The organism is Methylocystis sp. (assembly GCF_021731785.1).
Classification (GTDB): domain Bacteria; phylum Pseudomonadota; class Alphaproteobacteria; order Rhizobiales; family Beijerinckiaceae; genus Methylocystis.
Genome location: NZ_JAKFWS010000084.1, coordinates 1 through 11,397 on the forward strand (window position 1 = coordinate 1; position 11,397 = coordinate 11,397).

The window sequence follows — 11,397 nt, forward strand, 5'->3', positions numbered from 1 at the left end:
ACAACATCAGGGCCAGCGGGACGTCAAGACCCGCATCGACAGGCCGAAGACATGACCGCACCCACGATCATCGCGCCACAGCAAAATAACCCTTGATCAGCGGGCGCCATCCAGACATGACAAAGCCGTCCAAAGCCAGTATTGACCAGCCGTTGCCGGTCAACATCGAGGCGATAGCCGCGAATGCCAAAGCTCAATCCTTCATTGGAACCGACTGGACATGTTGAGCGTTTCGTAAGCAGCGTTAGCGTTAAAATGCGGTTATCCGAATGTCTTGTATCCGAAATGTTCTTGCGTGGATTGCGGCGGCAGCGGCGCTCGTGATTTCCTCGGAAGGGCGCGCTCAAGACTTTTTCGACACGCTCTTCGGCCCAGCTTCGCCGTCGTTTGAAAGGGGCGTCGGGGGAGATTACTCATATTCCGCAACCTCCGATGAGCGTGGGCTACATGCGGGCCGGTCTTGGAAGCAGAGAGTGGAGAAGCGTCGCGCCGAACTAAAGTCCGGCTCCAAACAAACGCTTGCAGTCGCAGCAAACGTCGACACTGAGGCGTCCTCCGGGCACGGGTTCTGCGTGCGCACCTGCGACGGATACTATTTTCCATTGATCACGTCGGGACGCGCAACCAAGCAGCAATCGTGCGAATATGCATGCCCTTCGGCCCCGATGGCGGTTTACGAAGGCTCGACGATCGAGACCGCACAAAATCTGGGAGGTGAAAAATATACATCCCTGTCTGCGGCGTTCAGCTTTCGTGATAAGACAACACAAAATTGCTCCTGCAATCCGCCAGAGCATGCACAGTCGTTCTCAATGCGGCTCCTTGGCGAGGATCTGAGTCTCAGGACTGGCGATATCGTTTTTGGGGATCATGGAGCCTTCGTCTATCAAGGATCCAAGTTCGTCCCTTTTGAGCGTTCCTCGCTTCTGTCCTCGGGCACGCGGGCAAAGATCCGCGCCCTGCTCGTGGAACAGCGGATGCGGCCAGAAGCTGATCCGCGCAATACATACGCGTCAGAGGCCATTCAGGCAGTTAGAGGCGAGGCAAAGGACGCCGTGCGGCGTCTCGCGCCGGTCGGCGGCGCTGAGACCCCGCAAACGGTCGACGTTGCGCCTAAAGAGAACTTCTCCGCCTCGCTGTTCAGTGTAGCTTTGATTTTCATCATTGGCGCAGGCATCCTGACGAGCGCCGCCAAGATGGTGAATGTCGTCATGAAAAAGGGCAAGCCTGGCGCTCCTGCTAAACGCCTGGAGCGGTTGGCAAAGTTATAGGCGGAAAGAGACGCCGGCATCGGAGGTAGAACGGGCTGCGAAGCATCGCATTTTTTTGAAGGAGGTTGCTATGGGTTGGCTACAGGGAATTCTGGGCGGGGTGATCGGCGCTGAGGCATTATCTCTCATCAAGGAGTATCTTGAGAAACATGGCGGCGTGGAGGGCGCCGTCGCCGAATTCGACAAGCCAGGCTTGGGCGAGAAGGTCAAATCGTGGGTTTCCACCGGCCCCAATCTTCCGATCACCAGCGAGGAGATTCAAAAGGCGCTGGGTTCGGAAAGGGTGAAGGCGCTGGCCGCCAAAGTCGGCATTCCCATCGACAAGGTCGCGGAGCTATTGGCCAAGAATCTGCCCATCGCCATCGACAAGGCGACCCCAGAAGGAAAATTGCCAACGCAGCAGGGGTAAGACGTTAGCTGCTGCGGCTACCCGGCGGCGAAACCCACCCGATGAAGTGCGTAACGGACCGATTAGTCGGTCCGATGAAACACGGCACACACAGCTGTTGTCGGAAGCGATCAGCTATCATAGCGTGCGCGCCAATATGCGGGTGCTCCGACATTATGTTCGGCCGCCGTGAACCACGGCGGCCGAGTTTCGACGACGTTTGATGAGGAGAACAAAATAGGCCTATTGGATTTTTTGAGCGGCAAGAGCAAAGCCGCACCCCGCCCCCGCAGGCGCGACCGACACGACGGCCACACCCGCTGAAGAACTGAAGAAAGAGATCACCAAGCACGGCCTCGAGGCGTCCACGATCGATGTCAAAGTCGACGGCGGCAAGGTAACCCTGAGCGGCACGGCTGCAACGACGGCCGAGGCCGAAAAGATCGTTCTCGCTGTCGGAAACACCAAGGGAGTGGCGCAGGTCGAAAACAACATCGTCGTGGCGAAAGCCGAAGCGGTATCGAAATTCTACGTCGTCCAGTCTGGCGACACGCTGTGGAAGATCGCGGAAACGCAATACGGACACGGCAAGGGCGCCAAACACCAAGAAATCTTCTAAGCGAACAAGCCGCTATTGAAGGATCCGGATCACATTTATCCGGGCCAGAGATTGCGCATTCCAGGTTGAATCACTCAGACTTGGCGCCGAATTTACGATCAGCATGGGAATGCCAGGACAACTGGCGCCAAGGCGAAGGACCATTCACCAGTGGATCCGGAACCTAAGGGGGGAGCGAAATGTCAATAATCACCAGCCTTATCGTCCAAGCTATCGCTGGCGCGCTCGGCGGCAACGCAGCCGGCGGAATACTCAAGAACATCAACCTTGGACCGATCGGCAACTCGATCACCGGCGCTCTTGGCGGCAGCATCGGCGGTCATCTTCTTCAGGCTTTGATACCGGCATTGGCCGGCGCAGCTGGAGGTGCCGCCGGCGGCTTCGATATCGCCGCCGCTGCGGGCCAAGCGGTGGGAGGCGGATTCACCGGCGCGATCGTCACCGTGGTTGTCGGACTGATCAAGAACGCTCTGACGGGGCCGAAGAAAGCCTGAAGCAGCTGTGGCTCTTTTGGGCGGCGCCGCTGATCGGCGGATTGATCGGCGCGATCATCCATCGGGTTAGCCCTGTCGGCGATCAGGGCGGGCGCGGCCGGCAAGGCGTCGAGCATTACGAGCGGCTTGCCAAGAAGGCGCAACGACAGAGCCGCGCGCTGAAACAAACTCCTAACATGTTAGCTGTTTGATTTTTGTAACTGCCCAGGTTCGGTGGTCGTTTCCAGATTTCGCGCAATAGTTTTTTCCTCGACGGCGAAGGGGTTTTCCGATTCAAGAATCGGATGACTCGCGAATCGCCCCCAGAGCCGAGGAGAGAGGAACTCATTGCGCTGATTGCGGCGCTGAGAACCGAGAACGCGGTGTTGAAGGCGCGGATCGCCGAACTGGAGCGCCGGTTGGGATTGAACAGCGCCAACAGTTCGAAACCACCGTCGAGTGACGGGTTGAAAAAACCGGCGCGAGTGAAGAGCCTGCGCGAAGGCTTGCTGCCGAACAGTCCCTGTTCCTCCCCGCCGAACAGGACCAGCCGCAGGTCGTGGCGGCTCTTGAAGTCCTTCAGCGCGCGCGCGATCTCGAGCACGCCGGCGCTGCCGCTGCCGTCATCATCGGCGCCGGGAGCCGGGGAGGTGGCGTTGCCCTTGAGATTGATCGAATCGAGGTGCGCTGACACCAGCACCTCGCCGCGCGAGACCGGGCCCGTTCCGCTGCGCAGCGCGACCACGTTCTGACTCGGCTTGCCGTTCACTTGAATTGCCTGCCGCGATGTCGCGTAGCCGAGCCCCCCGAGTTGCTGATCGGCGAAGTCGCAGGCCGCCCCATATTGCGGCGAGAGCGAGTTGCGGGTCTGGAATCCGACCAGCTGGGCCAGGCTCGCCTCATAGCTCTGGCGCGAGATGCGATTCACCAGCGCCTTGATCGCCGGATCGGGTGCCGACGCGGGCGCGCGCGTCGCCGGCTCAAACACCACTCGCTCGCGCCTGCGCGCCCTGGTCGTCTTGAGCGCATCGAGCGGTTGCACTGCAAAGCGCGGCACGTCGCTCTTGCCAATCTTGCGCACCCGCTTCGGGTCGAGGTCGACCAGTAGGAAGCGGCCCTTGTCGAGGAGCACCGGCACGTCCGGATGCTCGCGCTGGAACAGCCGTCCCTTCTGAAACACGACGTGGAGACGGGCGCGATCGACCTCATCGGGATGCTCACGCACTGCGGCTCGCGCGCCTGCCGCACGGCCGCGGAACTCGCTGAATGGCTTTGCGGCACCGTAATAAACGGTGTCATCGCCGAACTTGAGCGACGAGACGCCGGAAGTCGCAAGCTCGGGCGGCGGCCCCGCGGCGGCCCCGCGCGCCACAGCAGGCTTGGTCGAGCAAACCGCAAGTCTGACTGGTTTCATGTCATGCTCCCGCGGGGCACGTCGAAGTTCTCCACCACCTCGGTGAAGTTGACCGAAGAGGATGGAGGCGCCTTGGCTTCCTCGCCCATTCCGCGCTTGGCGAAGCCTTTCCAGGCAAGCGGGACATCGGCCGGGTCGAGCGCGTTAATCGCGGTCAGGATGCCGTCGCGCGCCTGCATGAAGGTCGGCCGCGCGGGGGTGAGCTTTAGGCCCCCGATGATGTAGCGCAGCACCCGCTTCTCGGCGTCGGCATGGCCGTGAGCCGCCACCAGGTTGACGAACACCTCCCACAGCGCGCAGCACCACACCTCGCCGGCGTTGTGGACCTCCTGGTTCGGCCCGCCCGCGATTGGATTGATCACCGGGCCGGTCGGGAGCACGACGCTGGCGCTGATGTGTTTGAACGTCAGCGGATTCTTCTTCATATCCGCCGAATAGGGATACCGGCGGATGGAGAAATAGTAATTTTCCTTGAAGTTTGGCTGGATGTCGGTCCAACCGCCGACCGCGAAGGTGCCGGACGCGAAATCGTCGGTCTCCTGCGACGTCATGCAGGCGGCGAAGAAGTCGCCCCAGCCTTCGCCCATTGCCTCGCCCTGCTGGTTGGTCAGACCCATCGCGTTCGCCACCAGCCGGTTGGTGATGTAGTGGCCCATCTCGTGGAAGGTGATCAGCGCCTCGTGGTTGCTGGTCCGGCTTGGCAGCGGGTTCGGGCCGTCGAAGCGGAACATGCGCATGCGCGGGCTCGAGCCATCCGGCGGCGTCGACATGTTGGCGTTATCGGTCCCGCTGAAATGGTTGCCGGCGGCCAGGATCGGATCGCCACCAAGCCCACCGAGTCCGAAATTGTCCTGCTGAGCGTTGCCCGAGGCTTCGTCGAATCCGGCCTCGTACCAGCGGTCGTGCAGCCAATTGACGTGGAAGAACATGCCCACGATGCTGGCTTGCAGGTTCTTTGCGTCGATCGACGATTTCTTGTGATCGTACTTGGTGTCGAACGTGCGCGCGCCTGTGACCTTGCCTTCGACGTCGCCGACCCCCGGCCCCTCGGGACCGCGGAGGTCGGCGAACGCGATGCAGTTGTTGCCGCGCGTGGTGGTCGCATTCGGCGGGAGCCAAGGCCGCCCCGGCAGCAGGCTCTCAATCTCGATCAATTTTTCCGGAATGGTCGCGGCCTGAAATCCGTTCGGCTTGCCGGTCGGGTGCGGCGAACCGGGTGCCGGTCCGTCCTCCGGCCGGAACAGCGCGTCACCGCGATTGTGCACGCGGTACTTGAAGGCGACGCGCGAGGTTAGGTTCTTACGGAATAGGATGTCCGGCGCATCGATCTTGTCCACCACGTAGCTGAATGCCGGATATCCCTCGAGCCACAGCTCGATGTAATAGCCGGGGACGAACTCGCCTTCCCCCATCGGAAACAGCACGTCTTTGACGCGCACCGGGCGTTCGAAGCGCGGCGGCGCTGCCTTCACGCTCGCGGGCGCCGCCATCTTGCCATTCTTCCTAGCCGGCTTCGCGGCCGGCCGCTCGGCTTTCCACTTGCTGTCGTATGAGCGGTAGGGGCCCTCGTCGCGGCGCGCCGACTTCTTCGCCGGCCTGAAATCGCTCGCCTTGTACTGATGCCCGGTGAGATCGAATGCCGCCTTGGCGATTGCTTCCTCCTCGGTGAGTTCCGCCGGGCCGCTTCCCGCTGCCTTCGGCGCTGCAGCGCGGGCTGCCGCGCGCTGCGGCCCCGTCGCGGCGCCGTGAAACAGCTGTCCCGATACCGAAACCACGTTGTTGTCGGCGCCAAGCGCGGCGGTCATGTCGGACTGGAAGACCTCGACGCCGTCGACCTTCTGCAGCATCTTGACGGTTGGCAGACCGGTCGTGCTGACCGAGACGACATCAACCGTCCCGACATCGCGGTCGTCCAGTTGCCATAGGTCCGCGCGATCCTGCACGAATTGCCGCGCGGCCGTCTCGGGAGATGGCGCGGCGCGCTTTGACAGACCCCGTGCGCGCACTGCCCCGGTGACGACGACCTGGACCGGGTTGTGCGTCGCCTCATCGAAATGCACCTCGAGGTTCGGGACCTCTGCTGTCATCCTTGTGACCGCAGCACGCGGCGCGCCGGCGGATCGCACCGTGACGCCACGGGACTCGCGCGCCGCGCGGTCATAGAGCGCATGGAAATTTTCCGGGACTTTAGGAGACTGTTCAGCCATGGTGACCTCCCGTTCGAGGAAATATTGTGTGTGCTGAAACGTATGACCCGCCCCGTTTGCAAGTGACTTTTCGAGACCCCTAAATCAGTCTGCTACAACGTATCCGGCCTCGGAGCCTTGCTCCCTGCCGAGATGGAGATACGCGCGTCCCGGTCCCTATAAACCTGCCGGCGTCGAGCGCCATTTTCAGCATCGGGTTCGTGGAACGCCGTTTGACTGTTAGGCCATCTCTCTGAGCGCCACCCGCAAACGTCGTCGATCAGTCAGCGCAACATGCGCCTGCTGACCAATTCTATGCCGACACAGGCGTTCCCCGAGCGGTATACCTATCGCCGCGTCGCAAGACCGCCCAAGCAATTCTGGCCAACTTGTTGGCTAATGCCACAACGGCGACGTTGTGATGCACACGGAGAAGGAGTTCTTTGACCCACAGGCCCAAAGCTGTGTCCCGCTCGGCGATGAATCGAAGTATGGACCTCGCCCCGTGGATCAGCAATCGGCGGATGTATTTATTGCCCCGCTTGCTGATTCCGAGCAGTGTCGGTTTGCCGCCAGTTGTCGATTGACGAGGGACCAAACCGAGCCAAGCCGCCAAATCACGCCCATGGTCGAAGGTCTCAGCTTTACCGACTGCCGCAATTAGAGCTGAAGCGATCGTAACGCCCACGCCCGGTATCGTCACTAATCGCCTCGCGTCGTCATTCTCTTTCGTAAACGCCATGAACTCGGCGTCAAAGATCTCAATGCGCCGATCCAACTCTTGCCATTGCAATTGGATATCCGCAATGAGAACGCGCATCCGTGAACTTAATCCACCTGCTTCTGGATCGCCCATCAAGGTGTTGAGATATTCTGCGAGCCTTCTCTTGCCTTGTGGAACGACAATCCCACGCTCCAGAAGGACCGCTCGCGCCTGATTGATCAAAGCGGTTCGTTCGCCGATCAATCGGTGTCCCTACCGTAAAATCTATCCGGCTGGCGCGCCGCGTCGAATCGGTTGATGTTCTCCCGCATGGTGGAGTTGCTCCAACTCATCTGGTCGGCCCTTACCGGGCCGTTCCGGTCGCGCGCCTCGCGGGAAGCCGAGATCGCTGCGCTACGCCATCAGCTCAATGTGTTGCAAAGACAATCACCGAAGCGGCCGACATTCAGCGCCCTCGATCGACTGATCTTCGTTATTCTCTTCCGCATTGCTCCTGGGATTACGACGGTTCTGAAGATCGTCGGGCCAGAGACCGTCATCCGCTGGCATCGCGCCAGCTTCCGTCAATTCTGGCGCTGGAAATCGCGCTCCCGCCGCGGCCGACCACAAGTCCCCTCAGACATTCGCCAATTGATCCGGGAGATGAGCCTGGCCAATCCGCTTTGGGGCGCGCCGCGCGTCCACGGCGAATTGCTCAAGCTCGGGATCGACGTCGGACAAACCTCGGTGGCCAAATATATGGCGAAACGCAGAAAACCGTCTTCGCAAGGGTGGAGAACATTTCTGCGCAATCATGGCGATGGCGTCGCGGCAATGGACCTGTTCGTTGTTCCGACCCTCTCCTTTCGATTGCTCTATGGCTTGCTGATCATGCGGCATGACCGCCGAAGGATATTGTGGTTGGGCGTGACCGCGCATCCAACTGCGGAGTGGATCGCCCGTCAGTTCACCGAAGCCTGCGGCTGGGAAGAGCCGCCGACATATCTTATCCACGACCGGGATGGCGCCTATGGCGACGTCTTCAAACGACGTCTTCGCGCGATGGGCATTCGCGACAAGCCAACCGCCCCACGCTCGCCTTGGCAGAATGGACACTGTGAACGCCTGATCGGCTCGATCCGACGAGAGTGCCTTGATCACGTCGTTGTCTTTGGCGAGCAGCATCTACGCCACCTTCTGCTTTCTTACTTGGAATACTACAATTGCGCTCGAACTCATCTCGCCTTGTGCAAGGACGCACCGATATCACGCGCCGTGCAATCAATCGGAGCCATTCGCTCAACGCCAATTCTCGGAGGATTGCATCGTCAATATGCTCGGATTCAATTCGCGACAGGGACAGCCTCCGCTTCATGATTCTAGGAATGAGCGGCGACCAGCCAAGGTGGGGAAGATGTCATACGAGGCAAACGTGGTCGTGGACCCTGCGCTCGTTAACGTTAGAGACGTTGTTGAAGAGGATGTCAGAAAACTCATTGATTATTGGTATCACTCGCCACCAGGATTTATTGAGGCGATGGGGATCGAACCCAGCAAATTGCTGCCAGAACAGGAATTCCAAAAATGGATGGTCAACGAATGCAAGGCAAGCAGACTTCTCGTCGATTCGAAATCACGTTCCCTGACGATCACCTACAAAGAGGAAGCCGTCGGAAGTCACGCTATTTCCCCTTTGATAGAAGGCGACCACGGCGTGTTTCACGCACACATCTGGGCTCCAGAAATGCGGGGTAAGGGCATTGCGAGGATCACTTACCCCAAAGCTTGCCTGATTTTTATGGAGAGATTCGGCTTGTCACGGATCTTGTTCAAGACGCCGATCCAGAATATCGCTGCCATACGCGTTAAGGAAAAGCTGGGCATTCGCTGTATCGGAGAGGAGATTGTCAGCTTCGATATTATTCGTGATGGAACACGAGCAAAAGTGTTCGAATTGACAAGGCAGGAAGCTGAGAGGTTGGTTAAATGCCATTTCCCATAAGCAGTAGCGTGTCTCCGGAATGTCATAGCAGCTTGTGGCCTGCTCCACAGAGAGATACCAGGTTCTAAGCTAGCATCAGGCCGCTTTCAGCCAGCGTCTGTTCTGGCCGGAGGTAGCGTGAGGCAGAGCAGATGCTGGCGGCAAGATCGCTTCTGGAGCCGGCAGGGCGATTCAGTGAAAAGCAGAGAATCAGCGGACAGCGTTACGGTCGTCCTGAAAGTGCTCGATTGCGCGAGTGGTGGAGCGTGAAATCGTTTTGAGGATCACCAGGCGCGACATATCAGCGGGCGGTCTGAATGGGGCCGCCGGTAACGTTACCCGGAAGCAATGCTCGTGCGATCAATTTCCCAACCAGTTACCCAGAACTCCACCTCATCGCCGTTCATATCAAATGTTCGGAAGCAATGCCGCGCTCCAGGGTCTTTGATAGCGGGATACTTTAGCTCATCAGCCAGCCATCCGATATGTGTCTCGGTCGTATCGTTGCTGTTCGCTGAGAAAACAAGCATGAAAGCGTGCTCGGCGTTAGCAGATCGAAGCCTGCCGACATCATAGTGGATATGTGTAAGTTCCCGCTCGTGGGTGGGGCTCATCCACCGTTTCATTTCGACCACTGCGAACCGGTCGAGGCTGTTTGGGTCTTTGAGCACCAAATCATTGGAGGTGACTTCGATAGAGGCAGCCAACCGGAGGGAGGATACAAGCGCGCGCGCAACAACGAATTGATAGTAGTGTTCGTTGTTGAACCTCAAAATGCCAGCTTTTTCATTGTGATATGCGGCTGGATTGCTGGCGGCCGCCTTACGGAGAAATCGATCTTCTGCCTCTAATGCAGCTCCGGCGATTTTGAGGAGTTGTTTCAGTTCATCGTGCATTTTTACGGCATCCATCGGGCTATTCGATATGATATCGGCGTCTTACACAGTCCCAACCTTCAAGGAAACATCCAGTCACTACGGCTTTGTCACGTTGTCGAATTATAGACGCGAATGATCTCTCTGACGATGGCGCTCATGCTGCAGCAGTGGCCGAACGCCATGTGTCCATGGCCGACGCTCGAAAAGCTCGGTGCGTCCTTGCTGAAATGAGATGGCGTTGAACGTTGAACGTGTTGTGGGCTGCTGCGTGAAAGGACAGAAATCTTTGTGCTGAACCGACGCTCCTAAAACCTTGGATTTTGCGTTCTCGTCGTCGGGTTGGTTGATGCGAATTCTCGGCTGTCGCTTCTGAAAACTCCGTCCAATTGATTGGCAGTCAACAGCGAATCAGAACATGATCGTTGTATGACCGCAATTGCCTGGGTTATTCTCCGTGCGCTGCGTGACTGCTTCAAATCGCGGCGGCAGCTGGAAGCCGAGATCCTGGTATTGCGGCATCAACTGAATGTTCTGCAGCAGCGCGCGCCGCGCCGCTTGCTTTTGCGCCGGGCCGACCGCGCCGTGTTCATTTGGCTCTATCGTTGCTGTCCTCGCATTCTTGACGCCGTAACCATCGTCAGGCCTGAGACCATTGTGCGCTGGCATCGAATGGGCTTCGCTGCGTATTGGCGATGGAAGTCCCGTCCGTGCGGCTGTCCATGTCGGAAATTAAATCCGAGCATATTGATGATGCGATCCAGCGAGAATTGGCGTTGAGTGAATGGCTCCGACCGGGTCGCGCCGGAAGCAATCAGGACGCTTCTACCACCTTGCGCCCCATCCCCCAACAATGGCCAAGGCGCTGACGGATAGGAACGGGACGCGCCATTCGGCGAGTAATTCAAGGCCGCCGAAAATGCCCGCCCCCGCGCCGAGCGCGGCGAGCCCGAGCGGAATAACGCAGCACGAAGAGGCGATCAGCGCCCCAAGGCCGGCGACCAAACCCAACGCCGCAAACCACTTGGGCGCAGCTGGCGCGACGGAAGGAGACGTGGCGGCTGGCGCCGTATTTTGTGAGGCGCTGTTGACGGTCATGGCATGGCTCGCCCTTTGTTGATGGTAGGGCTATCCTGGACCCCGTAGCTGCTACGGGTGCAAGCGAAAAACGACTCATGTCGGCGTAGTCTTTGACGATCGGACGGCTCGCCGCGGCGGCGGGCGGCAATGAGCTTGTCCCGATGCGTTGGGGGGTGCCTCTTTAGTGGAAGAGTTCGCTCAACGAGCTGCCGGCGACATTCAAACGCCCGCGCCGAGACGGTTGGGGCGAAGACGCTACTGCCGCACGACGAGCACTGAACACTTCGCGTGGTGCACGATGGCGCCGGCGTTGGAGCCAATGAGAAACCGATCCATTCCTGGCCGGTGAGAGCCTACGACGACGACTTCGGCTCCCCACTCCTCGGCCTCCGCCAGAACCTTTTGAT

At 59.4% G+C, this 11,397-nt stretch carries 12 protein-coding genes and 4 pseudogenes; 8 read left to right on the top strand and 8 right to left on the bottom strand.

From position 1 onward, the window contains the following. Positions 1-473: 473 nt before the first annotated feature. The 6 genes and pseudogenes from QZ964_RS14195 to QZ964_RS14220 form a co-directional block, all read left to right on the top strand. Positions 474-1,271, top strand: coding sequence for a DUF2865 domain-containing protein (locus tag QZ964_RS14195; protein ID WP_292532302.1), 798 nt, complete (start codon positions 474-476; stop codon positions 1,269-1,271). A 70-nt stretch (positions 1,272-1,341) separates the two neighbouring features. Further along, entirely contained in the window at positions 1,342-1,680 is a 339-nt protein-coding gene (locus QZ964_RS14200) for a YidB family protein (protein ID WP_292532303.1), read from the top strand. A gap of 349 nt (positions 1,681-2,029) precedes the next feature. Beyond that, a pseudogene (locus QZ964_RS14205) lies at positions 2,030-2,104 on the top strand (peptidoglycan-binding protein LysM); the annotation flags it as partial. A 27-nt stretch (positions 2,105-2,131) separates the two neighbouring features. Continuing rightward, the gene (locus tag QZ964_RS14210; RefSeq protein WP_292532304.1) at positions 2,132-2,278 is read left to right on the top strand and encodes a LysM peptidoglycan-binding domain-containing protein; all 147 of its coding nucleotides are present in this window, start codon (positions 2,132-2,134) and stop codon (positions 2,276-2,278) included. Between the two features lie 179 nt (positions 2,279-2,457). After that, complete coding sequence (locus QZ964_RS14215) at positions 2,458-2,772, top strand: hypothetical protein (protein ID WP_292532305.1); 315 nt, start codon at positions 2,458-2,460, stop codon at positions 2,770-2,772. Positions 2,773-3,056: 284 nt separating this feature from the next. Next, positions 3,057-3,218, top strand: a pseudogene (locus QZ964_RS14220) (DUF6444 domain-containing protein); the annotation flags it as partial. Between the two features lie 50 nt (positions 3,219-3,268). Here QZ964_RS14220 and QZ964_RS14225 read toward each other — a convergent pair. The 3 genes and pseudogenes from QZ964_RS14225 to QZ964_RS14235 form a co-directional block, all read right to left on the bottom strand. Further along, positions 3,269-4,165 (bottom strand): annotated as a pseudogene (locus tag QZ964_RS14225) (M28 family metallopeptidase); the annotation flags it as partial. Further along, complete coding sequence (locus QZ964_RS14230) at positions 4,162-6,372, bottom strand: M36 family metallopeptidase (protein WP_292532306.1); 2,211 nt, start codon at positions 6,370-6,372, stop codon at positions 4,162-4,164. The gene QZ964_RS14230 and the pseudogene QZ964_RS14225, both read right to left, overlap by 4 nt. A gap of 292 nt (positions 6,373-6,664) precedes the next feature. Beyond that, complete coding sequence (locus tag QZ964_RS14235; RefSeq protein ID WP_292532307.1) at positions 6,665-7,318, bottom strand: IS110 family transposase; 654 nt, start codon at positions 7,316-7,318, stop codon at positions 6,665-6,667. 54 nt (positions 7,319-7,372) lie between these two features. Here QZ964_RS14235 and QZ964_RS14240 point away from each other — a divergent pair, with 54 nt between their 5' ends. Both QZ964_RS14240 and QZ964_RS14245 read left to right on the top strand, forming a co-directional pair. Then, positions 7,373-8,431 carry an integrase core domain-containing protein gene (locus QZ964_RS14240; RefSeq protein ID WP_292532308.1) on the top strand — a complete coding sequence of 353 codons (1,059 nt, stop codon included), beginning with the start codon at positions 7,373-7,375 and terminating at the stop codon, positions 8,429-8,431. A gap of 37 nt (positions 8,432-8,468) precedes the next feature. Then, positions 8,469-9,056 carry a GNAT family N-acetyltransferase gene (locus tag QZ964_RS14245; protein ID WP_292532309.1) on the top strand — a complete coding sequence of 196 codons (588 nt, stop codon included), beginning with the start codon at positions 8,469-8,471 and terminating at the stop codon, positions 9,054-9,056. A gap of 314 nt (positions 9,057-9,370) precedes the next feature. Here the strand turns inward: QZ964_RS14245 and QZ964_RS14250 are convergent, their stop codons facing one another. From QZ964_RS14250 to QZ964_RS14270, 5 genes and pseudogenes are all read right to left on the bottom strand, one after another. After that, a complete protein-coding gene (locus tag QZ964_RS14250; protein WP_292532310.1) occupies positions 9,371-9,931 on the bottom strand; it encodes a hypothetical protein in 561 nt (186 codons plus the stop codon). Positions 9,932-10,067: 136 nt separating this feature from the next. Next, a pseudogene (locus QZ964_RS14255) lies at positions 10,068-10,274 on the bottom strand (IS6 family transposase); the annotation flags it as partial. A 47-nt stretch (positions 10,275-10,321) separates the two neighbouring features. Further along, positions 10,322-10,579, bottom strand: a complete 258-nt coding sequence (locus QZ964_RS14260) for a hypothetical protein (RefSeq protein WP_292532311.1) — start codon at positions 10,577-10,579, stop codon at positions 10,322-10,324. A gap of 156 nt (positions 10,580-10,735) precedes the next feature. Beyond that, positions 10,736-11,008, bottom strand: a complete 273-nt coding sequence (locus tag QZ964_RS14265; RefSeq protein WP_292532312.1) for a hypothetical protein — start codon at positions 11,006-11,008, stop codon at positions 10,736-10,738. Between the two features lie 237 nt (positions 11,009-11,245). Further along, positions 11,246-11,397, bottom strand: a 152-nt coding sequence (locus QZ964_RS14270; protein WP_292532313.1) for a universal stress protein, incomplete at its 5' end; no start/stop codon positions are given.

What these genes read in the sequence shown, in the direction of transcription:
- QZ964_RS14200 (WP_292532303.1), top strand. Translation starts at nt 1,342, where the DNA reads ATGGGTTGGCTACAGGGAATTCTGGGCGGGGTGATCGGCGCTGAGGCA.
- QZ964_RS14215 (WP_292532305.1), top strand. Translation starts at nt 2,458, where the DNA reads ATGTCAATAATCACCAGCCTTATCGTCCAAGCTATCGCTGGCGCGCTC.
- QZ964_RS14230 (WP_292532306.1), bottom strand. Translation starts at nt 6,372, where the DNA reads ATGGCTGAACAGTCTCCTAAAGTCCCGGAAAATTTCCATGCGCTCTAT.
- QZ964_RS14240 (WP_292532308.1), top strand. Translation starts at nt 7,373, where the DNA reads ATGTTCTCCCGCATGGTGGAGTTGCTCCAACTCATCTGGTCGGCCCTT.
- QZ964_RS14245 (WP_292532309.1), top strand. Translation starts at nt 8,469, where the DNA reads ATGTCATACGAGGCAAACGTGGTCGTGGACCCTGCGCTCGTTAACGTT.
- QZ964_RS14250 (WP_292532310.1), bottom strand. Translation starts at nt 9,931, where the DNA reads ATGCACGATGAACTGAAACAACTCCTCAAAATCGCCGGAGCTGCATTA.
- QZ964_RS14260 (WP_292532311.1), bottom strand. Translation starts at nt 10,579, where the DNA reads ATGCCAGCGCACAATGGTCTCAGGCCTGACGATGGTTACGGCGTCAAG.
- QZ964_RS14265 (WP_292532312.1), bottom strand. Translation starts at nt 11,008, where the DNA reads ATGACCGTCAACAGCGCCTCACAAAATACGGCGCCAGCCGCCACGTCT.